Annotated in this window: 27 protein-coding genes; 9 read left to right on the top strand and 18 right to left on the bottom strand. The window is 70.3% G+C overall.

Features of this window, described 5'->3' with window-relative positions:
* The first annotated feature begins 2 nt into the window (after positions 1–2).
* On the top strand, positions 3–722 hold the full coding sequence (locus tag ACUDCK_RS22880; protein ID WP_175168370.1) for a GntR family transcriptional regulator: 720 nt from the start codon (positions 3–5) through the stop codon (positions 720–722).
* A gap of 468 nt (positions 723–1190) precedes the next feature.
* Here the strand turns inward: ACUDCK_RS22880 and ACUDCK_RS22875 are convergent, their stop codons facing one another.
* The 5 genes from ACUDCK_RS22875 to ACUDCK_RS22855 all read right to left on the bottom strand — a co-directional run bounded on the left by ACUDCK_RS22875 (position 1191) and on the right by ACUDCK_RS22855 (position 4465).
* The gene (locus ACUDCK_RS22875) at positions 1191–2006 is read right to left on the bottom strand and encodes an anti-sigma factor family protein (RefSeq protein ID WP_175167490.1); all 816 of its coding nucleotides are present in this window, start codon (positions 2004–2006) and stop codon (positions 1191–1193) included.
* A 1-nt stretch (position 2007) separates the two neighbouring features.
* Positions 2008–2520: an RNA polymerase sigma factor gene (locus ACUDCK_RS22870; RefSeq protein WP_047993313.1), complete on the bottom strand. Its 513-nt coding sequence runs from the start codon at positions 2518–2520 to the stop codon at positions 2008–2010.
* Positions 2521–2551: 31 nt separating this feature from the next.
* Entirely contained in the window at positions 2552–2920 is a 369-nt protein-coding gene (locus ACUDCK_RS22865) for a COG4315 family predicted lipoprotein (RefSeq protein WP_175167491.1), read from the bottom strand.
* Positions 2921–3064: 144 nt separating this feature from the next.
* A complete protein-coding gene (locus ACUDCK_RS22860; RefSeq protein WP_144655370.1) occupies positions 3065–3529 on the bottom strand; it encodes a GNAT family N-acetyltransferase in 465 nt (154 codons plus the stop codon).
* Positions 3530–3538: 9 nt separating this feature from the next.
* Entirely contained in the window at positions 3539–4465 is a 927-nt protein-coding gene (locus ACUDCK_RS22855) for a LysR family transcriptional regulator (protein ID WP_049075692.1), read from the bottom strand.
* Positions 4466–4526: 61 nt separating this feature from the next.
* Between ACUDCK_RS22855 and ACUDCK_RS22850 the strand changes: the two genes are divergently transcribed.
* The gene (locus ACUDCK_RS22850) at positions 4527–5669 is read left to right on the top strand and encodes a 4-oxalomesaconate tautomerase (RefSeq protein WP_054417206.1); all 1143 of its coding nucleotides are present in this window, start codon (positions 4527–4529) and stop codon (positions 5667–5669) included.
* 60 nt (positions 5670–5729) lie between these two features.
* The gene (locus tag ACUDCK_RS22845) at positions 5730–6698 is read left to right on the top strand and encodes a tripartite tricarboxylate transporter substrate binding protein (protein ID WP_054500946.1); all 969 of its coding nucleotides are present in this window, start codon (positions 5730–5732) and stop codon (positions 6696–6698) included.
* On the opposite strand, the gene ACUDCK_RS22840 is transcribed toward ACUDCK_RS22845, so the two are convergent.
* From ACUDCK_RS22840 to ACUDCK_RS22810, 7 genes are all read right to left on the bottom strand, one after another.
* Positions 6655–8055, bottom strand: a complete 1401-nt coding sequence (locus tag ACUDCK_RS22840) for a DUF1501 domain-containing protein (RefSeq protein ID WP_175142583.1) — start codon at positions 8053–8055, stop codon at positions 6655–6657. The genes ACUDCK_RS22845 and ACUDCK_RS22840 overlap by 44 nt on opposite strands.
* The gene (locus ACUDCK_RS22835; RefSeq protein WP_175167492.1) at positions 8052–9614 is read right to left on the bottom strand and encodes a DUF1800 domain-containing protein; all 1563 of its coding nucleotides are present in this window, start codon (positions 9612–9614) and stop codon (positions 8052–8054) included. The genes ACUDCK_RS22840 and ACUDCK_RS22835 overlap by 4 nt, the downstream gene beginning before the upstream one ends.
* Positions 9615–9766: 152 nt before the next feature.
* Positions 9767–10471 carry an SDR family oxidoreductase gene (locus tag ACUDCK_RS22830; protein ID WP_049075685.1) on the bottom strand — a complete coding sequence of 235 codons (705 nt, stop codon included), beginning with the start codon at positions 10469–10471 and terminating at the stop codon, positions 9767–9769.
* 87 nt (positions 10472–10558) lie between these two features.
* On the bottom strand, positions 10559–11011 hold the full coding sequence (azu, locus tag ACUDCK_RS22825) for an azurin (RefSeq protein WP_049078035.1): 453 nt from the start codon (positions 11009–11011) through the stop codon (positions 10559–10561).
* A gap of 208 nt (positions 11012–11219) precedes the next feature.
* On the bottom strand, positions 11220–12545 hold the full coding sequence (locus ACUDCK_RS22820) for a PQQ-dependent sugar dehydrogenase (protein ID WP_054500949.1): 1326 nt from the start codon (positions 12543–12545) through the stop codon (positions 11220–11222).
* A gap of 73 nt (positions 12546–12618) precedes the next feature.
* Positions 12619–13944 (bottom strand): ferredoxin reductase family protein, encoded by a 1326-nt coding sequence (locus ACUDCK_RS22815; RefSeq protein WP_175142581.1) that lies wholly within the window; start codon positions 13942–13944, stop codon positions 12619–12621.
* Between the two features lie 10 nt (positions 13945–13954).
* Positions 13955–14290: a PepSY domain-containing protein gene (locus ACUDCK_RS22810; RefSeq protein ID WP_445659259.1), complete on the bottom strand. Its 336-nt coding sequence runs from the start codon at positions 14288–14290 to the stop codon at positions 13955–13957.
* Between the two features lie 197 nt (positions 14291–14487).
* Here ACUDCK_RS22810 and ACUDCK_RS22805 point away from each other — a divergent pair, with 197 nt between their 5' ends.
* The 3 genes from ACUDCK_RS22805 to ACUDCK_RS22795 are packed head-to-tail and all read left to right on the top strand — an operon-like array spanning position 14488 to position 16876.
* Positions 14488–14835: a PepSY domain-containing protein gene (locus ACUDCK_RS22805; RefSeq protein ID WP_100503429.1), complete on the top strand. Its 348-nt coding sequence runs from the start codon at positions 14488–14490 to the stop codon at positions 14833–14835.
* Positions 14835–15497, top strand: a complete 663-nt coding sequence (locus tag ACUDCK_RS22800; RefSeq protein WP_054500951.1) for a response regulator transcription factor — start codon at positions 14835–14837, stop codon at positions 15495–15497. Before ACUDCK_RS22805 ends, ACUDCK_RS22800 begins: the two co-directional genes overlap by 1 nt.
* Entirely contained in the window at positions 15494–16876 is a 1383-nt protein-coding gene (locus ACUDCK_RS22795) for a sensor histidine kinase (RefSeq protein WP_175167494.1), read from the top strand. The genes ACUDCK_RS22800 and ACUDCK_RS22795 overlap by 4 nt, the downstream gene beginning before the upstream one ends.
* A 28-nt stretch (positions 16877–16904) precedes the next feature.
* Here ACUDCK_RS22795 and ACUDCK_RS22790 read toward each other — a convergent pair whose 3' ends face one another.
* The 4 genes from ACUDCK_RS22790 to ACUDCK_RS22775 form a co-directional block, all read right to left on the bottom strand.
* Entirely contained in the window at positions 16905–17333 is a 429-nt protein-coding gene (locus ACUDCK_RS22790) for a universal stress protein (RefSeq protein WP_054500953.1), read from the bottom strand.
* A 10-nt stretch (positions 17334–17343) separates the two neighbouring features.
* Positions 17344–17769 (bottom strand): universal stress protein, encoded by a 426-nt coding sequence (locus tag ACUDCK_RS22785; RefSeq protein ID WP_064528398.1) that lies wholly within the window; start codon positions 17767–17769, stop codon positions 17344–17346.
* Between the two features lie 185 nt (positions 17770–17954).
* Positions 17955–18758 (bottom strand): glutamate racemase, encoded by an 804-nt coding sequence (murI, locus tag ACUDCK_RS22780; protein WP_175167495.1) that lies wholly within the window; start codon positions 18756–18758, stop codon positions 17955–17957.
* Positions 18759–18845: 87 nt separating this feature from the next.
* The gene (locus tag ACUDCK_RS22775) at positions 18846–19766 is read right to left on the bottom strand and encodes a LysR substrate-binding domain-containing protein (protein WP_054500956.1); all 921 of its coding nucleotides are present in this window, start codon (positions 19764–19766) and stop codon (positions 18846–18848) included.
* Positions 19767–19899: 133 nt separating this feature from the next.
* Between ACUDCK_RS22775 and ACUDCK_RS22770 the strand changes: the two genes are divergently transcribed.
* From ACUDCK_RS22770 to ACUDCK_RS22760, 3 genes are read left to right on the top strand one after another with little or no spacing between them, the layout of a single operon-like run.
* The gene (locus tag ACUDCK_RS22770) at positions 19900–20475 is read left to right on the top strand and encodes a chromate transporter (protein ID WP_175167496.1); all 576 of its coding nucleotides are present in this window, start codon (positions 19900–19902) and stop codon (positions 20473–20475) included.
* Positions 20472–20996 carry a chromate transporter gene (locus tag ACUDCK_RS22765; protein ID WP_054428590.1) on the top strand — a complete coding sequence of 175 codons (525 nt, stop codon included), beginning with the start codon at positions 20472–20474 and terminating at the stop codon, positions 20994–20996. Before ACUDCK_RS22770 ends, ACUDCK_RS22765 begins: the two co-directional genes overlap by 4 nt.
* Positions 20997–21029: 33 nt before the next feature.
* Positions 21030–21719, top strand: a complete 690-nt coding sequence (locus ACUDCK_RS22760; protein WP_054500958.1) for a DUF1345 domain-containing protein — start codon at positions 21030–21032, stop codon at positions 21717–21719.
* Between the two features lie 57 nt (positions 21720–21776).
* Here ACUDCK_RS22760 and ACUDCK_RS22755 read toward each other — a convergent pair whose 3' ends face one another.
* Positions 21777–22907, bottom strand: a complete 1131-nt coding sequence (locus ACUDCK_RS22755) for a methyltransferase (protein ID WP_054500959.1) — start codon at positions 22905–22907, stop codon at positions 21777–21779.
* Positions 22908–23061: 154 nt separating this feature from the next.
* Positions 23062–24729, bottom strand: coding sequence for an OFA family MFS transporter (locus ACUDCK_RS22750; RefSeq protein ID WP_054500960.1), 1668 nt, complete (start codon positions 24727–24729; stop codon positions 23062–23064).
* Positions 24730–24808 lie beyond the last annotated feature (79 nt).

The following is a 24808-nucleotide window of genomic DNA, read 5'->3' as shown; positions in this document are numbered from 1 at the left end:
GCATGCGCGACCCCGTCAGCATCAGCCCGGCGCTGCGGCAGGCGCCGGTGCTGGCCGGGTCGCTGGCGGACCAGGTCTACCAGCGCATCAAGGATGAGCTGTTCGACTTCCGCCTGCTGCCGGGTGACCGTTTCACCGAGGCGGAGCTGGCGTTGCGGCTGGGGGTGAGCCGCACGCCGGTGCGGCTGGGGCTGGCGCGGCTGGAGCGCGAGGGCTTCGTGCTGCCGAGTCCGCGCAGCGGCTGGCAGGTGCGGCCGTTCGATTTCGAGCGCTTCGAGGCGCTGTACGACGTGCGCGTGGTGCTGGAGCTGGCGGCGGTCGAGCGGTTGTGCGCGCGCGAGCACATGGACGATAGCGGCCTGCTGGGGGCGTTGACGGATGTGTGGCTGGTGCCGCCGGCGCAGCGGATCCTGGATGGGCGGATGGTGGCGGAGCTGGACGAGGCGTTTCACTGCTCACTGGTGGCGGCTGCCGGGAATGCGGAGATGGCGCTGATCCATCGGGAGGTGACGGAGAAGATCCGGATCGTGCGTCGGCTGGATTTCACCAAGGAGTTCCGGGTGGATGCGACGTATGAGGAGCATGGGGCGATCTTGCGGGCGGTGCTGGCGCGGCGGGGGGAGGCGGCGGGGAGGATGTTGCGGGGGCATGTTGAGATGAGCAAGGCTGAGGTGAGGAAGATTACGTTGCATATGTTGCATGTGGCTCGGGAGGGTTCTTAAGGCGCGGCGGGGCGAGGCTGGCGGGCGGGTGCGGGGCTACGATTGCGGTCCGGAGCGTTCGCTCCGGACTACCCCTTCCTCATCTTCGTCCAGGCCTTCGGCCTTCCCTTCAGATTCCGTCGGGCGCATCTACACGCCCCGCACCCGCCCGCCAGCCTCGCCCCGCCGCTCGTCTGTCTTCCTGCGACGGATTGGGGGGAGGGCGGTTTTCTTGGCGTTCTATTCAACGTCGGGGTGGGGCGGAGGAGTTTGCGGGGCCCGCCAAAAACGGCTGCGCGGGCAGCCGTTTTTGGCATACATCGGGTGGGGCGTCGGGGTGTGGTCGCTGCGCGAAGTGGCGGCGATGGGGGGCGCGCTTTGCGGTGCGCTTTGTGGGAGGGCAGCTGATTCTCGAACGAGGGTGTCTGACCAGGGGCTTTGTGAAACCCGCGGGCGGATTGGCGCTCGCCGGGCGCGCCAGCCCCGGGGTCAGCCTTGCAGTTGTTTGTAGACTTCTTCGGAGACGCGCTGCAGTTCGTCGCGGCTGACGGCGCCGGAGAGGGCGTAGCCGAATTGGCCTTCGACCCAGTAGAAGACGCGGACGGGGCCTTCCTGGGTGAATTGGAAGGCGGTCTGGCCGCCGGTGGCTTCGCGGGTGACGTAGAGGGTCAGGCGTTGGCCGTCGGGAGCGCCGTACATGAAGAGGGCGACGGGGCCGCTGCCGCCGGGCAGGAGGCGGCCGCCGACGAGGTCGTAGCCGGCATGGGTCAGCGAGGGAGCGCGCACGGGGGCGCCCAGGCGCTTGGTGAGCCAGGTGACCAGGGCCTTTTCGTTGTCGCCGCTGACCTCGACGGGGCGGCCCATGTCGGGGGCGTAGACGGCGTGGGCGATGGCGGCGCGCTGGGCGTAGCCGCCGGCGGCGCGGTCGGGGGCGGCGGTGGCCAATACGGTCTGCAGGTGGCGGGCGTCCAGGGCGCCGCGCGCCAGCCAGGCGCTGCTGGCGCTGATGGCGGCAATGGCGATGCCGGCCGCCAGGGCGCGCCACGGCAGGCGTCGGGCGGGGGGCGAGAGCGGCAGGCGCAGGGGCAGCGGTTCGTCCAGCACCGGGTCCAGCAGGGCGTGCAGGGCGCGGCGCTGGGCTTGCCAGGCCTGGACGCGGGCCAGGTCCTGCGGGTGGGCGGCGAGGAAGGCGTCGACCTCGGCGTGGCGGCCGGGCGGCAACTGGCCGTCGGCGTAGGCGTGCAGGTCGGCTTCGGTGATCGGGTTGCCGGCGGTAGGGACGGCGTGGAGGCGTTTGTCGTTCATGTCATTTCACGCGATGGAGCCGGCTGGCGGGTTCCTGGCCTTGCATCAGGGCGCCCAGCCGTTCGCGGGCGCGCGACAGGCGCGACATGACCGTGCCCATCGGCACGCCCAGCACCTGCGCGGTTTCCTGGTACGACAGGTCTTCCACGCACACCAGCAGCAATACTTCGCGCTGCTCGGCCGGCAGGCCTTGCAGGCAGCGGTCCAGGTCGCGCACCTCCAGGTGGTCGGTCTGCGTGGCGCGCACCGGCACGTCGGGCAGGTCGCCCGCGCCGGCCTGTTCGGCCTGCCGGTGGCTGGCGCGCACGCCGTCGATGAAATGGTTATGCATGATGCCGAACATCCAGGCCCGCAGCTCGCCGCGGCGCTGCCAGCGCGAGTAGCGGCTCCAGGCCCGTTCGAGCGTGTCCTGCACCAGGTCGTCGGCCCGGTGCGGGTCGCCCGTCAGCCCGCGGGCGTAGCGCCGCAGGCTGGGGATGCAGGCCAGGATCGCGGCTTCGTCGTCGGCGCGCATGGTCGGGCGTGGAGGGACGGCTCAGGCCGGATCAGGGCTTGATGACGTGCCAGACGTCCTTGAAGTTGTCGCCGGTCTTGTCGCCCGGCTTGGTGTCCTTGGCATACAGGTAGACCGGCTTGCCCTTGTAGGCCCACTGCTTGGAGCCGTCGTCGCGGGTGATGATGCTCAGGTCGCCCGAGGCCTTGGCGTCGGCGGCGGCGGTGACGGGCGGCCAGATCTTGGCGCACTGGTCGTTGCAGGCGCTCTTGCCGCCGGCATCCTTGTCGAAGGTGTAGAGGGTCATGCCGGCGCTGTTGACCAGGATGCCGTCCTGGGTCTTGACGGCCTGGGCGTGGGCGCCGGCCGAGAACAGGGCGGCGGAGGAGAGAACCAGGGCTGCGGCGATTTGAGTACGCATGTCGTGCCTCGTAGATGGGAAAGTGGGGGACTGCCCTCTACAGACGCCGGGGCGAACGGGAATATTCCGCCGCGGGAAAAAAAGTGGAGGGCCGGGGATGACGATCCAACCGAGCCTCGCGCGGGCCCTTCGCGACGGCCGCTGTCAGGCGTGGCCGCCGGCGGGCGGGGCGGGTTCGTAGCGCATTTCTATTTCCAGGTCGGTCTCCTCCACGGGAATGAAGCCCAGCGACTCGTAGAGCCGGCGGGCGGGGTTGCCCTTCAGGACGGACAGGGTGACCGGGGCGCCTTCGTCGTCCGCCTGCCGCAGCAGGCCCGCCAGCAGGCGCCGGCCCAGTCCCTGGCCCTGGAAGGCCGGGTCGATCTGGATCTGCACGACGCGCCAGCCGGCCGGATCGCGGAAGGTCTTGAACAGGCCCGCCGGGCGGCCGTGCAGCCAGACGATCTGGGCGTCGTCGAAGTGGTAGCGGACGCGCGCCAGGTGGTGCGCATCGTCCCGCGGTGCGTCAACGCGCGCCAGGTGTTCGGTCATGGTCGCCTTGCGCAGCGCTAGCAGGAAAGGCAGGTCGTCTTCGGTGGCGGCTTGCAATGCCAGGGATTGGGGGCTCATGGTGCGGCTTCAGGGTTGCTTGGAGGGGCCACGCTTGGCGCTCTTGCCGGCCTGGTGGATAAGGTTATAGAGCTGTTGCGCCGCCGGCGCCAGGGGGCGGCCCCGGCGCGAGATCAGCCCCAGGCTGCGGGTGACGCGGGGATGTTCGAGCTTGACGCCGGCCAGGGTGGCGTGGCCGGCCGGCGGCATCGCCAACTGCGGCACCGCCGCCACGCCCAGGCCCGCCTCCACCAGCCCCAGCAGCGTCATGACATGGCTGACCTCGAAGGCGCTGACGGTGCGCTTGCCGCTCTTGGCCAGCGCGTCGTCGATCAGCAGGCGGTTGCCGCTTTCCTTGGCCACGGTCATGAAGCGTTCCTGCGACAGTTCTTCCCACGACACGCTGCGGCGCGCGGCCAGCGGATGGTCGCGCCGCACCGCCAGCACGAAGTCCTCGCGCAGCACCGCCTTGAAATCCACGTCGGGCTCCTGGGTGCCGAAAAAACTGATGCCGAAGTCAGCGCGGCCGGTCACCACGCTGTTGAGCACGGTGTGGGCGGTCTCGTCGATGATGCGGACCCGTATCCGAGGAAAGCGCTGGGCGTAGTCATGGATGATGGCGGGCAGGAAGTAGTAGGCCACCGACGGCACGCAGGCCACGGTCACCAGCCCGCCGCGCTGCGCCGCCAGGTCGCCGATGCTGAGCACCGCGCGTTCCAGTTCGTCGATGGCGCCGCGCGCCCGTTCCAGGAAGATGCGGCCGACGTGCGTCAGCGCCACGCGGCGCGTGGTGCGTTCCAGCAGGCGCGCGCCCAGCAGGTCCTCCAGCTTGTCGATGCGGCGGCTGAGCGCGGGCTGCGACAGGTTCAGGTCTTCGGCGGCGGCGCGAAAACTGGCGCGCTCGGCCACGGCCACGAAAGCCTGCAATTCCTGCAAATCGAAATTGATGCGTGCCATGCATTAATCCATCCGTAAGTTGCAATTCAAATAATAGCCGCGTCGTCGCAGAATGCACGGCATGGAAACGATCATCCCTTGCGTACTGATGCGTGGCGGCACCTCCCGCGGCCCCTTTTTTCTTGGCGACTGGCTGCCGGCCGATCCCGCCGACCGCGACCGGCTGCTGTTGCAGGCCATGGGCTCGCCCCATGCGCTGCAGGTCGACGGCCTGGGCGGCGGCAACTCGCTGACCAGCAAGGTCGCGATCGTGTCGCGCTCGACCCGGCCCGACTGCGACATCGACTATCTGTTCGCCCAGGTCTCGGTGGACCGCGCCAGCGTCGACACCCGTCCCAACTGCGGCAACATGCTGTCTGGCGCCGCGCCCTTCGCCATCGACGAGGGCCTGATCGCCGCGGCCGACGGCGAAACCTCGGTGCGGGTGCACAACGTCAACACGGGCGCCGTGATCGAGGCCGTGGTGCAGACGCCGGGCGGCCGCCTGACCTATGAAGGCGAGGCGCGCATCGACGGCGTGCCGGGCGCCGCCGCGCCCGTGCGCCTGAATTTCCTCGACGCCTGGGGGGCGGTCACCGGCCGCCTGTTCCCGACCGGACAGCGCCAGGAGAAGGTGGACGGCGTGGCCGCCACGCTGATCGACGCCGCCATGCCGATGGTGTTGCTGCGCGCCGCCGACTTCGGCCTGCGTGGCGACGAATCGCCCGCCGAGCTGGACGCCAACGTCGCGCTGCTGGCGCGCCTGGAACGCATCCGTCGCGAAGCCGGCGCCCGCATGGGCCTGGGCGACGTGTCGGACAGCGTCATCCCCAAGCCGGTGCTGCTGGCGCCGGGCAGCGATGCCGCCGTCCTGTCGCTGCGCTCGCGCTACTTCACGCCGCATGCCTGCCATCGCGCCCATGCCGCCACCGGCGCGGTGGGCGTGGCGGCCGCCTTCCTCATGCCTGGCACGGTGGCGCATGATTGCGGCGGCCCGGCGCCGCGGCCGGGCTACCGCGGCGTGCGCATCGAACACCCGTCGGGCGGCATGGACATCGACGTGAAGCTGGATGACGCCAGCGGCGAGGTACAGGCCGCCGGCCTGGTGCGCACCGCGCGCAAGATCATGAAGGGCCTGCTCTATGTGCCGGGGCGCTACGGCGCGGCGCGGCAGGAGCAGGACGCCCGCGCCCGGCTGGCCTCGCGCCAGCCGGTGGCGGCATAAAAAAGACTCGAGACGCAGCGGTCCGCAGAGACCGCCAACAGAACCATCAGGAGACATGACATGGTTTTCCCCACTCGCGGCACGCTGGGTGCCGCCGCGCTTTGCCTGGCCCTGGCCAGCCCGGCCGTCCACGCCGAATTCCCCGAACGCGCCATCACCATGGTGGTGCCCACCGCCGCCGGCGGCGGCAATGACACCCTGGCCCGCGTGATCGGGCAGAAGATGGGCGAACTGCTGGGCCAGACCGTCATCGTGGTCAACAAGCCCGGCGCGCAGGGCGCCATCGCCGCCGACTACGTGGCGCGCCAGCCGGCCGACGGCTACACCCTGATGCTGGGCTACATCGGCACGCACGGCATCAACCCCGCGCTGCAGAAGCTCAACTACGATCCGGTGCGCGACTTCACCGCCATCGGCATGGTGGCCGACTCGCCCACGCTCATGGTGGTGTCCAGCAGCATCGGCGTGCAGGACGTGCCGGGCTTGCTCAAGTATGGCCAGGCCCACCCCGACGGCCTGAGCTACGCCTCGGCCGGCCCGGGCACGGCGCCGGCGGTGGCGGGCGAGCTGTTCAACCGCGCCACCGGCGCGGCCATGCTGGAGATTCCCTACAAGGGCTCGGCCCCCGCCATGACGGACACGCTGGCCGGCGTCACCCAGGTCATGTTCCCCAGCCTGTTCAGCGCCTATCCGCACCTGAAGTCGGGCAAGATCCGCGCGCTGGGCGTGGCCGGCACGCGCCGCGCCAAGGTGCTGCCCGACATGCCGACGCTGGCCGAGCTTGGCGTGCCGGGCGTGGACGTGGCGCAGTGGTACGCCGTGTTCGCGCCCGCCAACGCCGATCCGCAGGTGGTCGCCAAGTTGAACACCGCGCTCAATGGCGCGCTCAACGATCCGGCCGTGGCCGCCAAGATCGACGACCAGGGCGCCGAGGTGCGCACCAGCACGCCGGCCGAGCTGGCGGCGTTCGTGCGCGACGAAGCCGTCAAGTGGAAGAAGCTGGCGTCGACGATTCACGCGGCGCTGTAAATAGCGCCAAGGGCGAGGCGTCGAAGTGGCGCAGGTTCGGAAACACCAGCCGCAGGTCGTCCGGGCTGGCGCCGAACCAGCCGCCTAGCGCCGCGCCCAGTTGCTCCACCGCCAGCGTCGGCAGCAGCCGGCCGTTGTCCACGAACCCGGGGCCGTCGGGCGCGATCTGCGGATGCGTGCCGTGGTAGCGCCCGCCGTTGACGGCGCCGCCCAGCACGAAATGATGCGCGCCCCAGCCGTGGTCCGAGCCGTTGCCGTTCGATCCCAGCGTCCGGCCGAATTCCGAAGCGGTGAAGGTGGTGACCTGGCGCGCCACGCCCAGGCCCGCCAGCGCCGTCTGGAAGGCGGCCAGCGCCTGGCCCAGCTCCTTGAGCAGGGCCGGGTGGGCGTCGTTCAGGCCGGTGTGGTTGTCGTAGCCGTTCTGCGACACGAAGAATACCTGGCGCCGCGCCCCAAGGGCCTGGCGCGCCGCGATGATGCGGGCCACGATCTTCAACTGCTGCGCCAGCGGCGAGTCGAAATCGCCCGGCACGGCCACGCCAGACAAGGCCGACCGCAGCCGCGCGTCGGCATCGATCGACTGCGTCGCGATGCGCGACATTTCCCGTTCCATCAGGTGCTCGCGCGGCTGCGTGATCAACTGGCGCAGCAAGGCGGTGCAGGCGCTGGAGCCGTACATGTCGCGCGTCAGCAGTTCGATGCGGGTCGAGCCGTTCACGCCGACCCGGTAACCGGCGACGTGGCGGCCGGCCAGCAGCACGGTGCTGCCGCCGGCGGTGATGCCGGTGAAGCTGCGCTGCGCGTTGATGTCGGCGTACAGGTCCGTCAGCCGCCCGGCCCAGCCGGAGGACGCGCCTTCCGGCGCCAGCGCCTGCCAGTATGACTGCTGGTCGTTGTGCGAAAACAGCTTGGGCGGCAGCGGCACGCGCGCGCCGATATAGTCCGCCTTGCTGGTGGGCACCACCAGCGGGCCGACGTTCAGCACCGCCGCCATCTCGCCGCGCTCGAACAGCGGCGCCAGCGGCGCGAGCGATGGCGCGAGCGCGAACTGCGCGCCGTCGGCGGCGGGCGCGGCGCCGCGTAGCGCGGTGGCTTGCAGCGCCTGGCGCGGCAACGCGATATCGGTGCGCGCGGCGGCGTAGGCGCGATGGGCGCCCGGGTCGAACGGCACCAGCGTGTTGAACGGGTCGTTGCCGCCGTACAGGAACACGCACACCAGCGCCTTGTAGTCTCCCGGCGGCGCCGACTGCGCGGCCGCCGCGCCCAGCGCCGCCAGGTTCAGCGCCAGCGGCGCCGCCGCGTGCGTGGCGCCCAGGGCGCAGGCGCGCAGCAGGAATTCGCGGCGGTCGGCCTTCATTTCTGCACCAGGTATTCAGGGCTGGCCGCCACCAGCGTGATGGCGGCGCGCACGCGGTCGCGCGGCCGTGCGCGCGGCAAGGTGTCGACCGCCTGCGCGATGGCCTGCGCCGTCGCCGCGCTGAAGGCGTCGCCCGCCAGCAGCAGCACGATGCGCGCCACCAGCGCGTCGGCGTCGGCGGCCAGCGCGATCTCGGCAGTGTACGGCGTCTGCAGGTCTTCCCAGCCGCGATCGACGTAGATGGCCACGAAGTTCAGGTAGCCGGCGATGCTGGTTTCATCGGTGATCTGCAGTTCCGGCGCCACCAGGCCGCGCCGCGCCAGCTCGGTGACGGGGGGCGTGTAACGCGGCCTGAAGAAATTGAACACGCTGGCCGAGCGCATCGGGCTCTGCGCCAGCCGGATGGTGTTGTCGGTGGTGTCGGGCATGGCCCAGGCGCCGTTGGTGGAGGTGGCGCCGAAGGCGCGCGCCCAGCCGGAAAAGCGCAGGATGGGCTCGCGCACCTTGCCCCAGCCGGGCGCCGACAGGTCGGGGTGGCGCGCTTCGTCGTCCAGCAGGATGGCGCGCACCACGGCCTTGAGATTGCCGCGCGCGCCATGGCCGTCGTCGTCGAACACCGTCGCCACCCGCTCGACGTAGGCCGGACTGGGATTGCTGGTGACCAGCCGCTGGATCAGTTGCGTGCCGATGAACGGCCCGACGTTCGGATGCGCGCTGATCACTTCCATCGCGCGCTTGAGCGACAGGTGGCCGTCGGTGCCGGGCGGGATCACCGCGCCCAGGAAGCGCTTTTCGGCCAGCGAATGCAGCGCCGGATTGAGCGCCATCGGACGGCGGTGGAACTGCACGTCGGTCTCCGGCCCGTCCAGGTCCCAGCCGGTGAAGACCTTGGCCAGTCCCTGCACGTCGGCATTGTCGTAGGTCTCCACGGGGGCGCCGTTCACCAGCCGCGGCGTGCCGTCGCGGTTCAGTTCGACCAGGCCGATGCTGAACAACTGCATCACCTCGCGCGCATAGTTCTCGTCGGGATGGCGGCCGGTGCGCGGGTCTTCCTTGCGGTTGCCGCGATAGGTCAGCATGCAGCCCATCGACAGATTGCGGGTGACGGCGGTGAGCAGGTCCCGGTAGTTGCCGAAGGCATGCTCGGCCAGCAGGTCCATGAAGCCGGCGGCGCCGAACAGCGGCCAGTTGGCGGTGATTGACGCCACCCCGACCACGAAGATCTCCGACAGCGCGAACGCCACCCGGGTGCGCACCTGATCTTCCGCGCTGATGAACTTGCGCCACAGCGTCGATTCCAGCGGCGCGTTGATGCCGTTGCCCTTGTAGGCCTCGGTGTCCTTGCCTTGCTGCAGCAGCCAGTCGAAATGGCTTTGCGAGGGCGCCAGCGCCAGTTGCGTGTCGAGCCATCCGGCGTAGCCGTCGCGCACCACCGCGTCGATCAGCGCCGGCGTCGGGCCGAAGGTGGCCTGCGCCAAAAAGCGCGAGGCCTGGCCGGGCGTGGGCGGGCGGGTTTCAGCGGAAGCGGGCGGCGCCGCTCCGGACGGCGACGCGGACATGCAGGCAGCCCCGGGGTCGAATGCGAAAGCCTACGGTAGCGAAGCGCCAGGGGGGCTTCAAGACCGCCATTCGGACGAGGGACTAATCCTTTTGCACGAGGCGCGCGCGAGCGGCGCGCCGCCCCGCGCGGGGGGCGGCCGGGCCGCGCGGATTACACCGAACGTGTGATGCCGCCGTCGATGCGGATGTTCTGCCCGGTGATGTACGAGGAAGCGTCGGAGGCCAGGAAGGCGATCAGGTCGGCCACTTCCTCGGCGGTGCCGTAGCGGCCCATCGGGATGCGCGCGCGCCGGTCTTCCTTTTCCGGCAGGCTGTCGATGAAGCCGGGCAGCACGTTGTTCATGCGCACGTTGTGTTCGGCGTATTCGTCCGCGAACACCTTGGTGAACGCGGCCAGGCCGGCGCGGAACACGCCGGACGTGGGGAACAGCGCCTCCGGCTCGAAGGTGGCGTAGGTCGAGATGTTGACGATGGCGCCGGTTTTCTGCTGCTTCATGACCGGCGCCACCAGGCGCGCGATGCGCACCACGTTGAGCAGGTAGAACTCCATGCCCAGGTGCCAGTCGTCGTCGCTGATTTCCAGCAGCGGGCCCTTGGGGCCGTGGCCGGCGCTGTTGACCACGGCGTCGACGCGGCCCCACTTCTGCAGGGTCGCGTCCACCAGCCGCGCCAGGTCCTCGGGCGAGCGGTTCGAACCGGTTACGCCCAGGCCGCCCAGCTCGGCGGCCAGCGCCTCGCCCTTGCCGGACGAGGACAGGATCGCCACGCGGTAGCCGTCGGCCGCCAGTTTGCGCGCCGCCGCCGCGCCCATGCCGCTGCCGCCGGCGGTGATGATTGCCACTTTATCCGTGCTCATGCGTCGTTCCCCAGGGTGTCGGAAAACGGCCATTGTAGGGGCGGGCGCGGCGGCCCCGCGCAGATCCCGCGAGGCCGGCAGGGGCGATCAGTCGACCAGCTTGAGCACGCCCTTCATCAGCGCGAAGTGGCCGGGGAACGAGCAGAAGTAGGCATAGTCCTGGCCGGCGGCCAGCTTGCTGACGTCGAAGGTGACCGAATCGGTCTCGCCGCCGCCGATCACCTTGGTGTGGGCGATGACGCGGGCGTCGTCCTTCTTGACGTAGTTGTTGTCCAGGCCGGCGGCCATGCCGTCGTTGACGGCGCCCTGCATGTCGGCCTGCTTGGTCAGCACCCAGTTGTGGCCCATGACGTTCTTGGCCAGGGTGCCCGGGTGCTTGAGGTTCACGGTGAACTGCTTGCAGCTCTTGCTGACCGTGATTTCCTTCTTGTCGAACTGCATCTGGTCGTTGCCGGCGATATCGACCGAGCATTCGGCCGCCAGCACGGGGGCCGAGGCCAGGGCCAGGATGGTCGCGGCGCAGAGATTCTTCAACAGCATGTTCATGCCTCCAGGGATCGAGGGGAGTGGAGCCGCGCGCGTCGCGGGACGCGAGCCGCGCGGCCGTTGCGCTATTCTCGCCCCAGTCTACTCCTCGTGGCGCGGGCGGGCCCGCAAGGGGTTTGACGCAACGCAAGCGGGCGTTACCGAATTGCGTGGCAGGGTCCCGCTTGCGCCGTTTTTCCGCGTTTTCCCGCGATGCCGCGGTTCAGCGGGCGGCGTCCGCGGCGGTGACGCGCCAGATAGCATTGCCGACATCATCGGCCACCAGCAGCGCGCCCTGGCGGTCCAGCGCCACGCCCACGGGCCGGCCGCGCGCCTGGCCCGCGTCGTCCAAAAATCCCGTCAGCACGTCTTGCGGCTGGCCGTCCGCGCGCGTGCCGGTGAACGGCACGAAGATGACTTTGTAGCCGCTGCGCGGGTCGCGGTTCCACGAGCCGTGCTGGCCGACGAACATGCCGTGGATGAACGGCGCCGGCAGCCTGGCGCCGCCGGACCAGGCCAGCCCGAGCGAGGCGGTATGCGGCCCCAGCGCGTAGTCGGGCACGATCGCCTGCGCCACCAGGTCGGGGCGCGGCGGCTTGACCCGGGTGTCGACGTGCTGGCCGAAATAGCTGTACGGCCAGCCATAGAAGCCGCCGTCGCGCACCGAGGTCATGTAGTCGGGCACCAGGTCGCTGCCCAGTTCGTCGCGTTCGTTTACGGCAGTCCACAGCGTCTTGCCGTCCGGCCCCCAGGCCATGCCCACCGGATTGCGCAGGCCGCTGGCGTAGAGCCGTTTGGCGCCGCTGGCGACGTCGATTTCCCAGATGGCGGCGCGGCCTTCCTCTTCCGCCATGCCGTTCTCCGCGACGTTGCTGTTCGAGCCGACCGTCGCATACAGCTTGGCGCCGTCGGCGCTGGCGATGAGGTTCTTGGTCCAGTGATGGTTGCGGCCTGAGGGCAGGTCGGTCACCTTGACGCCGGGCGCGTCGATGCGGGTCTGGCCGGCCTGGTACGGAAACCGCAGCACCGCGTCGGCATTGGCGATGTACAACTGGTCGCCGACGAGCGCCATGCCGAAGGGCGAATTCAGGCCTTCCAGGAACACGCTGCGCATCTGCGCCGCGCCATCGGGCGTCAGGCCGCGCAGCAGGGTGATGCGGTTGGCGCTGGGCGTGCGCGCGCCGGCGCGCTTCATGACGATGCCGGCGGCCCAGTCCTTGATGCCGCCGGAGGCCTCTGGCGGCTTGGGCGGCGCATTGGTCTCGGCCACCAGCACGTCGCCGTTGGGCAGCACGTACAGCCAGCGCGGGTGGTCCAGGCCGCGCGCGTAGGCGGTGACCGCCAGGCCGCTGGCAGGGGTCGGCAGGCCGGTCTCGCTCCAGCCTACCGCCTTGGCCGTGTTGACGGTGGGAATGAGGGTGGTATTGGGCGCGGGCAGTTCGGGCCGCGGACCCATGCCGGCCTCGACCGGCAGGCGCGCGACTTCGCCGCAGGCGGCCACCAGCCCGGCGGACGCGACCAACGCCGCCAACAGGTATCGAATTCGCATGGCCCGGCTCCCGGCGCGGATTGGCAGGCTCCCATCATACGACGGGGCGGCGCGGACTTTCGCGCTGCCGCATTCAGCGCATGTCGAACGCTTCCTGATGCCAGCGGACGTCGCCGCGTCCCAGCCGACGCAGGCCCTTGCGCAGCGCGGTCGCCAGCCCGGCGGGCCCGCAGTACCAAACCTCGCCGACACGGCCGGCGGCCACTTCGCCCTGCGCCAGCGCGGCGGCATCCAGCCGCTGGCCGGCGGCGGCGCTGTGCACCTGGAGCGTGACGTTGTCCAGCGCGGCGCAGCGTTGCCGCAGCACCTCAACGAACGGGTCGGCCTCGCCATCGCGCACGCAGTAGTGCAGCCAGACGGGCGGCATGCGGCCGGGCTCCTCGCGGGCCGCCTCCAGCCACGCCAGGAAGGGCGTGACGCCGATGCCGCCCGCCACCCACACCTGCGGGCCGGCGGCGGGGCGCGCGAAGCGGCCGTAAGGGCCTTCCACCGTGACGGGCGCGCCTTCGCGCAACGTCGCGGCCAGCCGGCTGGTGTAATCGCCCAGCGCCTTAATCTCGAACGTCACGTCGCGGCGCCCGGGGTGCGGCGCGCTGGCGATGGTGAACGGATGCGCGCCCTCGCGCCGGTCGAAGGTGACGAAGGCGAACTGGCCGGCGGTGTGGCCGGGCCAGCGCGCATCGAGTTCACAAGTGACTTCGAGAATGCCCCCCGGACGTTGCGCCAGCGCCGTCACGCGGCCGGCGGCGCGCCGGCCCTGGCCGATGCGGCCGGCCAGCGACAGCACGGCGGCCCAGGCGCCGCCGGCCATCAGCGGCAGCAGCAGCACGCCGGTCGGCCCGGTCCAGTAATAGGCCGGCGCCAACGCCAGGGTATGGAACACCAGTATCAGGTAGGCCAGCGGCATGGCGCGATGGATGATGCGCCAGGCATGGTAAGGAAAGCGGCGCCACAGCGTGATGACCAGCATGGCCAGCAGCGCGTAGATCGTCCATTCGCCGAGGTCCTTGGCCAATCCGCGCGAATCCGCCAGCATGGCCAGCACCGCGTCGCGCGCCGGCCGGCCCTCGGCGCCGACCAGCGCCTTCAGCGGCGTGCTGGCCAGCTTGACCAGCCAATGCGCGGCGCCGGCGCCGATGGCCAGGATGCCGGCCCATTTGTGCAGCCGGTAGACTTTGTCCATGCCGCCCAGCGGTTCCTCCAGCCAGGCTGGACGCAAGGCCAGCAGCATGATCAGCGACATCAGGCCGATGGACCAGACGCCCGTCAGGTACAGCGCCTGTTGGCGCAGCACCCAGGGCCAGGCGGCCGAGGCCGCCGGTTGCAGCAGGAGGGCGTCGACGGCCCAGGCGCCGGTCAGCGCGAGCAGGAACAGTCCCAGGGCGGTACGGGTTTTCATGGCATTTGCCTCAGTCCTTGATGCGGCTGCGCAGCACCGCGCCGGTCTGCGCATCGACGCGCAGCTTCACGCGCTGGCCTTGCGGGTTGTCGGCCTTGACGTCGTAGCCGCGGTGATGCTCCAGTTCGATCTCGGTGATGTTGCGATAGCCGGCGGCGGTCAGCACGTCGTAGATCTGGCGCACGGTCAGGATCTGCGCGGCGTGCGCGGCCTGGGCGGGCGCGGTCGCGGCGGGCGCCGGCGCGGCCGGGGCCGGTTGCGGCGCGGTCTGCGCCAGCGCGGCGGCGCCGGTGAGGGTGGCGGTGCCGATGGCCAGGGCGGTCAGGGTCTTGCGGATCGGGTTCATGCGGTTTTCTCCTGAGGGTCGAAGTGGGGCCGTGGATCGGCCATGACGTCATTATTCGAGGGGGCGCATGAACCCGTTCTGAAGCCGTCATTCACCCGCCGTTCATGTTCGACACGCTATAAATGAGACGCTTGCATTCCCCTGTTTTTCCCCCGCGCGCCGGGTTACCCTGGACGCGATCGCCCGACGGAATCCCCATGACCGCACGCCTTCGTATCGGAATCTGGCTGACCGGCCTTGCGCTGGCCCTGGCGCTGGCCGTCGGGCCCGGCGCCGGCCGCGCCGACGAAAGCGACCACGAACAGGCGCGCCAGGCCCTGCAGGCCGGCAAGGTGCTGCCGTTGCGGTCCGTGCTCGATATCGTCGAGCGCGACTACCCCGGCCAGGTGGTCAAGGTGGAATTCGAAGAGGATGACGGCCTCTTCCTGTACGAGATCCGCCTGCTGCAGCCCGGCGGCAATCTGGTCAAGCTGAAGATCGATGCGCGCGACGGCGCCGTGCTGGGCATGAAGGGGCGCGACATCCAATTCCGGAACCGACACTGATGCGCATACTTGTCGTCGAAGACGAACCGACCCTGGCCTCGCAACTGGCCGAGGCGCTGCGCCACGGCGGCTACACCGTCGACACGGCGGCCGACGGCGGCACCGCCCACTACATGGGCGAGGTCGAGACCTACGACGTGGTGGTGCTGGACCTGGGGCTGCCGGTGATGGACGGCCTGACGGTGCTCAAGCAGTGGCGCGCGGCCGGGCGCGGCATGCCGGTGCTGATCCTGACGGCGCGTTCCAACTGGCACGAAAAGGTCGCCGGCATCGACGCCGGCGCCGACGACTACCTGACCAAGCCTTTTCACATGGAAGAACTGCTGGCGCGCGTGCGGGCGCTGTTGCGCCGCCACAGCCACCACGCCAGCGCGCAATGGCGCTGCGGCCCGCTGATGCTCGACACGCGGCTGGCCCGCGCCACGGTCGATGGCCAGCCGCTGAACCTCACCAGCCATGAATTCAAGGTGCTGGCGGTGCTGATGCAGCGCGCCGGCGAGGTGGTTTCGCGCGGCGAGCTGATCGAACACATCTACGCGCAGGACCACGATCGCGATTCCAACACCATCGACGTGTTCATCGGCCGCCTGCGCAAGAAGCTGCCGGCCGACACCATCGAGACCGTGCGCGGGCTCGGCTACCGGCTCGCCTGTACCTCATGACGTCGCCGCGCGCGCCGGGGTCGCTGCGCTGGCGCATGCTGGCCGGCACGCTCGCCTGGATCGCGGCGATCGTCGTGCTGGCCGGATGGGGGCTGGGCAACTTGTTCCGCCAGCACATCACCGAACAACTGCGGACCGAGCTGGCGCTGCACATGAACCAGTTGACGGCGGCGGTCAGCGTGGCGCCGGACGGCCGCCCGACGGTGGCCTCGCCGCTGAGCGACCCGCGCCTGGAGCAGCCGCTGTCGGGGCTGTATTGGCAGATCGACCGCCTCGATGACAGCGGCCGCGTGGTGGCCGCGGGCGTGGCGCGCTCGCGCTCGCTGTGGGACCAGGTGTTGGCGCTGCCTGCGGCCGACGACGCCGACGGCCTTCACGACATCGCCGGGCCCGAGAATCACCGCCTGAGCGCGCTGACGCGCCTGCTCAAGCCCGAGGACAGCGACGCCGGTTCGCTGCGCCTGGTGGTGGCTGCCGACCGCGCGGTGCTGGCCGAACCGATCGAACGCTTCGACCACATGCTGCTGTGGTCGCTCGGCGCGCTCGCGGCCGGAATGGTGGCGGCGGCGGTGGTGCAGGTGGCGGTGGGGCTGCGGCCCCTGGGGCGGCTGCGGCGCCAGCTCGCCGCGCAGCAGGGCCGCAACAGCGTGCGGATCGAGGGCCGTTTTCCCAGCGAGATCCAACCGCTGGTCGACGATTTCAACCGCGTCCTGGCGGTCAACGCCGATATCGTGCAACGGGCGCGCACCCAGGCCGGCAACCTGGCGCACGCGGTCAAGACGCCGCTGACCATCCTGGGCAACGCGGCGGCGCGCGAAGAGGGCGCGTTCGCCCGCCTGGTGCGCGAACAGGTCGCCATGGCGCAGCGCCAGATCGACCACCACCTGGCGCGCGCGCGGGCCGCGGCGGCTTCCGGCACGGCGGGCGGACGCGCGCCGCTGCGGGCGCCGCTGCAGGCGCTGTTGCGCGTCATGCAGCGTCTGTACGCGGCGCGCGGGCTGGCGCTGGAGATGGACGAATTCCCCGACCGGCTTGAGTTCCGTGGCGAGGAACAGGACCTGCAGGAGATGGTTGGCAACCTGCTCGACAACGCCTGCAAATGGGCCGCGCGGCGCGTGCGGATCGGCGCCCAGGCGGATGCGCCCGACCGCCTGCGCATCGTGATCGACGACGACGGCCCGGGCATTTCCGAGGGCGAGCGCGAGCGCATCTTCGAGCGCGGCGTGCGCATGGACGAGCAGCGCCCGGGTTCGGGCCTGGGGCTGGATATCGTGCGCGACCTGGCCGGCACCTACGGCGGCGAGGTCAGCGCCGGACAATCGCCGCTGGGCGGGTTGCGCGTGACGCTGATCCTGCCGGCGCTGCCGACCGGCGCCTAGCTGACCGGCCGACGCCTGGGGCCGGCGCTCAGCGCACCAGCGTCACCGGCACCTCGGCCAGTTGCACCACCTGGTTGGCGACCGAGCCGATCAGCATGCCGGCCAGCGCGCCATGGCCGCGCGTGCCCATGACGATGCGGGCGCATTGATGCTGTTGCGCGTAATGGGCGATCTCGACCGCGGGGTTGCCGAATTCGACGTGGCTGGTGTAGTCGGTGCCGGTGACGTCGAGCAGCTTGCGCGCGTCGTCGGCGGCTTCCTGGCCTTCGCGCACGTAGTATTCGTCGATCATGTCCTGGGTGACCAGCCGCGACAGGCCGGCGCGCCCCTGCGGCGGTGTCTGGATGTTGAGCAGGTGGATGCGCGCGTCGCGCGCGCCCTGCGCCAGTTGGCGCGCATGCAGCACGGCGCGGTTGGCGTTGTCGGAGCCGTCGACCGGCACGAGGATATGCAGCATGGCGGTCTCCTTACTTGACCAGGGTAACGGGTAGGTCCGTGAGGTGCAGGACCTTGGTGGCCACCGAACCCATGAACAGCGCGGAGGCTGATCCCAGTCCGCGCGTACCCATGAAGATCTCGTCGGCGTCGCTCTCCGCGGCCACGCGCGCGATGGTTTCCGCGGCGGCGCCGGTCTCGACGCGCTGGCCGAACGGCACGCCGGCCTCGGTCAGCAGCGCGCTGGCTTCACGCAGCGCGGCCTGGGCTTCTTCCTGGTGGTAGGCGTCGATGTCCGCCTGCGACAGGCCGCGGCCGATCTTGCCTGCGTGCAGCGGAATCTGCACCGTCAGCAGTTCGACCCGTTCGACCGGATCGTAGCCGCGCGCCTCGAGCATTGCCCGGACGGCGTGCACGGCGTGTTGCGAGCCATCCACGGGGATCAGAATGCGTTTCATCGACGTCTCCTTGTTGTCCGCGAGCCACGGCGATGCGCCGCGGTGTCTCCACTGTACGAAATTATCCCGCGCCATGGGCGGTGGCGGGATGCGCGGAATCAAACGAAGCGGACCGTCCGAGCGGGGCGGCATCAGGCCTGTGCGCAAGCGGCGGGCGCCCCGGCGGCAGGGGGCCGCCAGCGACTTCAGCGCCAGCGCGCCGGCGTCTGCGCCGCCTCGGCCGGCAGGCCCAGCAGCAGGGCCGCCATGCGGCCCAGCGCGGCCGCATCGCCGGTCGTCTCCAGCGACACCGAGCCGGCGTCGTCCGGCGCCAGCAGTCCGCGCTCCTGCAATTGATGGCGCAGGCGGCGCGCCACCGGGCCGCCGGTTTCCAGCAGGGGCACGGACGCGCCCGCCGCGGCCTGGATCTCGTCGCGCAGGAAGGGGAAATGGGTGCAGCCCAGCACCAGCGCGTCGGCGCCCTGGCCCAGCAGTTCGCGCACCGGCGCCGCCACCACGCGGGCGGCGCCCGGGCCGTCGATCTCGCCGCGTTCGACCTGCAGCACCCATTCCGGACACGGCCGGAACAGGATGCGGATCTCGGGCGCCTCGCGCCGCACCAGCGCCGCGAACTTGGGGCTGGCCAGCGTGCCGGTGGTGGCGAAGACGCCGACCACGCCGCTGCGCGTCAGGTGCGCGGCCGGCTTGATGGCCGGCTCCACGCCGATGATGACCAGGTCTGGATGGCGGGCGCGCAGCAGCGCGATGGCGGCGGCGGTGGCGGTGTTGCAGGCCACCACCATGGCCTTGGCCTGGCGCGACACGAAATAGTCGGCGATGGCCAGCGCCCGCTGCTGCACGGCTTCCTGGGTCTTCTCGCCGTAGGGCACGTGGGCGGAATCCGCCAGGTACAGCAGGTGTTCCCGCGGCAGCGCTTCGCGGATGGCGCGCAGCACGCTCAGTCCGCCGACGCCGGAGTCGTATACGCCTATGGGGTGGGGGGCATGCATGGGCAAGCAGCGAGAGCCAGGATGGCGCCCAGTGTAGCGCCCGGGGCACGTCGCCACCGCGAGAGGCTTCTTTCCCTGCGAACGGGCCTAGTCTTCCGGCGTCTCGCGATGCGCGCGCACCTCCTCGATCAACCGGCGGGTCGCGCCCGACAGCGGCGCGTCGCGCCAGATCAGGGTGAGCGGGGCGCGCAGCTCCACCGGGCCGGTGACGTTGACGTACACCACGCCCTCGATATTGACCCGGCGCAGCGAGGCCGGCACCAGCGACACGCCCAGGCCGGCCGCCACCAGGCTCAGGGTGGACAGCACGCGCGGCGCCTCCTGCGCCACCCGCGGGCTGAAGCCCGCGGCGCGGCAGCCCGAGATGATGGCGTCGTACAGGCCGGGGCCGCTGTGGCGGCGGTACAGGATCAGCGATTCCTCGGCCAGCTCCGCCAGCGCGATGCGCTTGCGGCTGCGCCCCTTGACCATCGGATGGTCGGCGGGAAAGGCGGCCAGCATGGTTTCCTCCAGCACGCTCTCGACCGCCACGCCGCGATCGGCGCCGTGCGCGCCGCGGATGAAGGCGACGTCGACCCGGCCGGCGCGCACGTCTTCCATCAGCTCGCCGGTGCTGCTTTCTTCCAGCACCAGCCGCACCTGCGGCGCGCTTTCGCGAAAGCGCCGGATCACCGATGGCACGAACGGGTGGAAGGCGGCCGAGCCGGTGAAGCCGACCGTCAGCCGGCCAGCCTCGCCCAGCGACACCCGCCGCACGCCGTCGACCGCCTGATCGACCAGCGCCAGGATGCTGCGCGCGTCGGCCAACAGCGCCCGGCCGCTTTCGGTCAGTTCCATGCCGCGCGGCAGGCGGTGGAACAGCGTGACGCCGAGCTCCTGTTCCAGCACGCGGATCTGCTGGCTGAGTGGGGGCTGGCGGATGCCCAGCCGGGCGGCCGCCTTGGTCAGGTGGGATTCCTCGGCCACCGCCAGGAAATACCGCAACAACCGCAAGTCGACGGATGCCATATGTGACGGATATGAATGTTTAGTCAGTCATATATTAGACATTATCTTTGGGCGGGAGTAGGCTGCGAGCTATTCCTTCACTCCCGGCGCCGCCGCGCGCCGGCGTTTCCCGGCCGGCCACGGCCCCAAGACAATGAACGCAGCAGCTCCCGATTCCCCCGACGCCACGCGGCCACCGCCCACCTGCGGGCAACTGTTCTACGGATTCCTCATGCTCGGCCTGACGGCCTTCGGCGGCGCGTTGCCATTGGCGCGCCGCATGGTGGTCGAAAAGCACCGCTGGCTGTCCGGGGCCGAATTCACCGACCTGCTGGGCCTGTGCCAGTTCCTGCCGGGCGGCAACATCATCAACCTGTCGGTCGCACTGGGCATGAAGTTCCGCGGCCCGCGCGGCGCCTTCGCGGCGCTGATGGGCCTGATCCTGGCGCCGTCGGCCATCGTGGTGCTGCTGGGCATGGTCTACGACCGCTTCCAGAACGATCCGCACATCCAGCACCTGTTCGCCGGCCTGGCGGCCGCGGCGGCGGGGCTGCTGATCTCGATGGCGGTCAAGATCGGCGTGCCGGTGCTCAAGCGCCGCGACTGGCTGGCCGGCTTGGTGGCCACGGCCTGTTTCATCGCCATCTCGGTGCTGCGCATTCCGCTGCTGCCCACCATGGCGGTGCTCACGCCCCTGAGCATCCTGCTGGTCTGGAGGCAACGTCGATGATCCAGACCCTGATCGCCCTCGCCATCATCTTTTCGCAACTGTCGGTGCTGGCCTTCGGCGGCGGCAACACCATCCTGCCCGAAATGCAGCGCCAGGTCGTCGAGGTGCACGGCTGGATGACGGCCGCCGATTTTTCCGCGCTGTTCGCCCTCGGGCAGGCGGCGCCCGGCCCCAACCTGATGGTGGTCACGCTGGTCGGCTGGCATGTGGCCGGCTGGGCCGGCATGCTGGTCACCACCCTGGCCAAGTTCGGGCCGTCCTCGATCATCACCATCATCGCCCTGGGACTGTGGGAACGGTTCAAGGACCGCCCGTGGCGCGGCGTGATCCAGGCCGGCATCTTCCCGATGACGGTGGGGCTGGTGGCCGCCAGCGCCGCGCTGATCACGGAGGCATCGGCCCATACCTGGCTGCTGGGCGCCATTACCGCGGTGGTGGCGCTGCTGGGCAGCGTGACGCGGATCCATCCGCTGTGGCTGCTGTTCGGCGGCGCGCTGGTGGGATTGCTCGCGATCGGTTAGCGTTTAGGCTCTTGCCACCCGTGGGAGGCCGCCATGACGCTGCCGGTCAAGGATCCGGATACCGACTCGACCCAGGCCGGCGTCGCGCCGCTGCCGTTCTTCCATGCGCATCGGCGCCTGGTGCTGTGCGGGCTGCTGTTCGTCGCGGCGGCGGTGGGGTTGTGGCGCGCCGGCCTGGCGCCGAGCCGGGCGGGCCTGCTGGGCTTTGATCTTGCGGCGCTGGTGTTCCTGCTGCTGACCGGCGCCGCCTTCGGCAGGGCGACCCCCGCCACGATGCGGATCCGGGCGCAGCAGGTCGATGTCGGCCGCAGCGCCGTGCTCTGGAGCAGCGTGCTGCTGTCTTGCCTGGTGATGCTGGCGCTGTGGATGGAAATGCGCGCCGCGGGCGGCCTCGAAGGCGCGGCCGACCTGATCGCGGCGGCCGCCAGCATCGTGCTGTCGTGGCTCTACATGAACATGATCTTTGCGCTGCACTATGCGCATGGCTACTACAGCCACCGCAACGGCATGCACAAGGGCCTGGACTTCCCAGGCAAGGAAGATCCCGACTACTGGGACTTCGCCTACTTCTCGCTGGTGCTGGGCATGACGTTCCAGGTGTCGGACGTGCAGATCGTCAGCCGCCGGCTGCGGCGCACGGCGCTGCTGCACAGCGTCATCGCGTTTTTCTTCAACGTCTTCATCATCGCCATCAGCGTCAACGTCGCGGCGGGGCGGGCATGAAAAAGCCCGGCCGGGGGGCCGGGCTTCTGCATGTGCCGAACGACGGGCGGCGCGCGCTCAGGCCGCCGCCAGCCGCCACAGCGACGTGACTTCCTTCGAGCGCGCCGCGTACAAGGGATCGTCCGGATCCTTGGCGCGGCCGTGCGTGGGCCGGGTGTCGATGCGCTCCACCACGCGCAGGCCGGCCTGCTCGATCATCTCCAGCAATTGCTCGCGGGTGCGCAGGCCCAGGTGTTCGGCCAGGTCCGACAGGATCAGCCAGCCTTCGCCGTTGGGCGTCAGGTGCGCCGTCAGCCCATTGAGGAAGCCTCGCAGCATGCGGCTGTCGGGGTCGTAGACCGCGTGCTCGACCGGCGAGCTGGGGCGGGCCGGCAGCCACGGCGGGTTGCAGACCGCCAGCGAAACCCGCCCTTCGGGGAACAGGTCGGCCTGGACCACCTCGACCTGTTTGGCCAGGCCCAGCCGCTCCAGGTTCTCACGGGCGCAGGCCAGCGCCCGCGGGTCCATGTCGGTGGCGATGACGCGCTTGCCGCCGCGGCGCGCCAGCACCGCCGCCAGCACGCCGGTGCCGGTGCCGATATCGAAGGCCACGCTGCCGCGCGGCATCGGGGTGCGCGCCACCAGGTCGATGTACTCGCCCCGCAGCGGCGAAAACACGCCGTAGTGCGGGTGGATGCGGTTGTCCAGCGCGGGAATCTCCACGCCTTTCTTGCGCCATTCGAAGGCGCCGATCAGGCCCAGCAGTTCGCGCAGCGACGCCACGTACGGTTCGTCGGCGGGGCCGTGGGCTTCTTCGCAGGCCTGCCGCGCGTCCGGCGCGCGGCGCAGCGAAATGCCGTGGCCGGCGTCGAACGGAATCAGCAGCATGCCGAGGATGCGGGCGCGCTGCGACTGGATCTGGCGATGCTGGTTGAAGGCCTCCAGCATGGTTTCGACCGGCTTGCGCGGGCGCTTGTCGACGCGGCGCGTGATCGCCTGCAACAACTGGCGCGCATTCTGGAAGTCGCCGCGCCACAGCAGGCCCACGCCTTCGCACGCCAGGCGATAGGCCACGTCCGCCGTGGTGCGGTCGTCGGCCAGCACCACGCGCTTGGGCGGCGTGGCGCCGGATTCCGAGCGCCAGCGGGCGGTGTGGTGGGTCTGGTCCGGGGCTTCGCCCTCGGTCCAATGCAGTTCAGGCAGGGTCAACGGGACGCTCCGGACAAGGCGGGCTTCAGGGGCAGGACGGTCATGAAACGGGGAAATCCAGGGGGAAAAGAAAACAAGGCGCGGGCTGCCAATGTAGCAGCTTCGCGCCTTCGGGGGCGGCGGATGGCGCGCGGCGCCACCCGTCGGGGCGGTATCAGTGGAACAGCACCACGGCCTTCTGCAGCGTGATCCAGATGCCCCAGGCCAGCGGGATGCCGACGCAGGCCCAGGCGAACAGCACCAGCGCGGCCGGCGTGCGGAAGGTCGAGGCGCCCACGCCGTGGGTCTCGGCCGCCGCCGCGCGCTCATGCGCCAGGGCCTTTTCGCGCGCCAGTTCCTCGTCGCTCATGAAGTACTTGGGGTTCACCGGGCGGATCGCCAGGTTGCACAGGAAGCCCAGCACCAGCATGCCGGCCAGGATGTACATGGTGATGTCATACACCTGCGCCCGCGGCACGCCGATGGACAACTGGTATTCGCGGATGTAGTTCACCAGCACCGGCCCGAAGATGCCCGCGGCCGACCACGCCGTCAGCAGCCGGCCGTGGATGGCGCCCACCATCTGCGTGCCGAACAGGTCCGCCAGGTAGGCCGGCACGGTGGCGAAGCCGCCGCCGTACATCGACAGGATGACGCAGAAGGCCGCCACGAACAGCGCCAGCGCGCCCATGTGCGCGGTCCAGGGAATCGCCGCGTACAGCGCGAAGCCCAGCACGAAGAAGATCAGGTAGGTCATCTTGCGGCCGAGCTTGTCCGACAGGCTGGCCCAGAAGAAGCGGCCGCCGATGTTGAACAGGCTCAGCAGCCCGGTGAAGCCCGCGGCGATGGCGGCGATCGAGGCCAGTTGGGCCTTGTCGAGCTGGCCGTAGCCCAGCTCGGGCTTGTTGATGAGGCCGCCGCCGAACACTTCCTGCAGCAGCGGCGAGGCCATGCCCAGGATGCCGATGCCGGCGGTCACGTTCAGGCACAGCACCAGCCACACCAGCCAGAACTGCGGCACGCCCCAGACCCGCTTCACGTGCACGTGGCCCTGGGTGATCATGGCGTTGTTGGCGTGCCTGGCGGGGGCGGTCCAGCCCGCCGGCTTCCAGCCGGTGGGCGGCACGCGGTAGCCGAGCGCGCCCGACATCATGAAGATGAAGTACACCAGCGCCATGGTCAGGAAGGTCTGCCACACGCCCGGCGAGGTCGGCGTGGCGAAGTGGCGCATCAGCAGGTCGGCCAGCGGCGCGCCGATCATGGCGCCGCCGCCAAAGCCCATGATGGCCATGCCGGTCGCCATGCCGCGGCGGTCCGGGAACCACTTGATCAGCGTGCTGACCGGCGAGATGTAGCCCAGCCCCAGGCCGATGCCGCCGATCACGCCCGAGCCGAGCCACAGCATCCACATCTGGTGCAGGTAGACGCCGGCCGCCGAGATCACCAGGCCGCCGCACCAGCACAGGGCCGACACCACGCCCGCCTTGCGCGGACCGGCGCGCTCCAGCCAGCCGCCCCACAGCGCCGCCGAGCAGCCCAGCAGCACGAAGAACAGCGTGTACATCCACCCCATGGTGGAGATGCGCCAGTCGCAACTGGTGGTGAACAGCTCGGCCACCAGGCTCATGTCGGCCGGGCAGGCCAGCGGCTGGGCGCCGCCGACGGCCTTGGACAGCGGCAGCCAGAACACCGAAAAGCCATAGGCCATGCCGATGCACAGGTGGATGGCCAGGGCGGCCGGGGGCACCAGCCAGCGGGAAAAACCCGGTCCGGCGATGGTGCGTTCCTTGTCCAGGAAGCCCGGCTTGGCGCCGGGCAGGTCTAGCGTTGCAGTGCTTTCCATGAGGTCTCCTCGGGGTGCGGCTTTATAGCGGCGTTGGCTGGAGAAATCCAGTCCCGCCGTCTCTTGTTGAACCCTTTGC

This window comes from Achromobacter sp. CF-sbj1-Ac2-l, assembly GCF_052698165.1.
Note: the sequence above shows the minus strand (reverse complement) of the source record. Positions and strands in the feature narration are given on the sequence as shown.

Coding starts and splice junctions, on each gene's coding strand:
- ACUDCK_RS22880 (WP_175168370.1), top strand. CDS start 3: ATGCGCGACCCCGTCAGCATCAGCCCGGCGCTGCGGCAGGCGCCGGTG.
- ACUDCK_RS22875 (WP_175167490.1), bottom strand. CDS start 2,006: ATGAACGACAAACGCCTCCACGCCGTCCCTACCGCCGGCAACCCGATC.
- ACUDCK_RS22870 (WP_047993313.1), bottom strand. CDS start 2,520: ATGCGCGCCGACGACGAAGCCGCGATCCTGGCCTGCATCCCCAGCCTG.
- ACUDCK_RS22865 (WP_175167491.1), bottom strand. CDS start 2,920: ATGCGTACTCAAATCGCCGCAGCCCTGGTTCTCTCCTCCGCCGCCCTG.
- ACUDCK_RS22860 (WP_144655370.1), bottom strand. CDS start 3,529: ATGAGCCCCCAATCCCTGGCATTGCAAGCCGCCACCGAAGACGACCTG.
- ACUDCK_RS22855 (WP_049075692.1), bottom strand. CDS start 4,465: ATGGCACGCATCAATTTCGATTTGCAGGAATTGCAGGCTTTCGTGGCC.
- ACUDCK_RS22850 (WP_054417206.1), top strand. CDS start 4,527: ATGGAAACGATCATCCCTTGCGTACTGATGCGTGGCGGCACCTCCCGC.
- ACUDCK_RS22845 (WP_054500946.1), top strand. CDS start 5,730: ATGGTTTTCCCCACTCGCGGCACGCTGGGTGCCGCCGCGCTTTGCCTG.
- ACUDCK_RS22840 (WP_175142583.1), bottom strand. CDS start 8,055: ATGAAGGCCGACCGCCGCGAATTCCTGCTGCGCGCCTGCGCCCTGGGC.
- ACUDCK_RS22835 (WP_175167492.1), bottom strand. CDS start 9,614: ATGTCCGCGTCGCCGTCCGGAGCGGCGCCGCCCGCTTCCGCTGAAACC.
- ACUDCK_RS22830 (WP_049075685.1), bottom strand. CDS start 10,471: ATGAGCACGGATAAAGTGGCAATCATCACCGCCGGCGGCAGCGGCATG.
- azu (WP_049078035.1), bottom strand. CDS start 11,011: ATGCTGTTGAAGAATCTCTGCGCCGCGACCATCCTGGCCCTGGCCTCG.
- ACUDCK_RS22820 (WP_054500949.1), bottom strand. CDS start 12,545: ATGCGAATTCGATACCTGTTGGCGGCGTTGGTCGCGTCCGCCGGGCTG.
- ACUDCK_RS22815 (WP_175142581.1), bottom strand. CDS start 13,944: ATGAAAACCCGTACCGCCCTGGGACTGTTCCTGCTCGCGCTGACCGGC.
- ACUDCK_RS22810 (WP_445659259.1), bottom strand. CDS start 14,290: ATGAACCCGATCCGCAAGACCCTGACCGCCCTGGCCATCGGCACCGCC.
- ACUDCK_RS22805 (WP_100503429.1), top strand. CDS start 14,488: ATGACCGCACGCCTTCGTATCGGAATCTGGCTGACCGGCCTTGCGCTG.
- ACUDCK_RS22800 (WP_054500951.1), top strand. CDS start 14,835: ATGCGCATACTTGTCGTCGAAGACGAACCGACCCTGGCCTCGCAACTG.
- ACUDCK_RS22795 (WP_175167494.1), top strand. CDS start 15,494: ATGACGTCGCCGCGCGCGCCGGGGTCGCTGCGCTGGCGCATGCTGGCC.
- ACUDCK_RS22790 (WP_054500953.1), bottom strand. CDS start 17,333: ATGCTGCATATCCTCGTGCCGGTCGACGGCTCCGACAACGCCAACCGC.
- ACUDCK_RS22785 (WP_064528398.1), bottom strand. CDS start 17,769: ATGAAACGCATTCTGATCCCCGTGGATGGCTCGCAACACGCCGTGCAC.
- murI (WP_175167495.1), bottom strand. CDS start 18,758: ATGCATGCCCCCCACCCCATAGGCGTATACGACTCCGGCGTCGGCGGA.
- ACUDCK_RS22775 (WP_054500956.1), bottom strand. CDS start 19,766: ATGGCATCCGTCGACTTGCGGTTGTTGCGGTATTTCCTGGCGGTGGCC.
- ACUDCK_RS22770 (WP_175167496.1), top strand. CDS start 19,900: ATGAACGCAGCAGCTCCCGATTCCCCCGACGCCACGCGGCCACCGCCC.
- ACUDCK_RS22765 (WP_054428590.1), top strand. CDS start 20,472: ATGATCCAGACCCTGATCGCCCTCGCCATCATCTTTTCGCAACTGTCG.
- ACUDCK_RS22760 (WP_054500958.1), top strand. CDS start 21,030: ATGACGCTGCCGGTCAAGGATCCGGATACCGACTCGACCCAGGCCGGC.
- ACUDCK_RS22750 (WP_054500960.1), bottom strand. CDS start 24,729: ATGGAAAGCACTGCAACGCTAGACCTGCCCGGCGCCAAGCCGGGCTTC.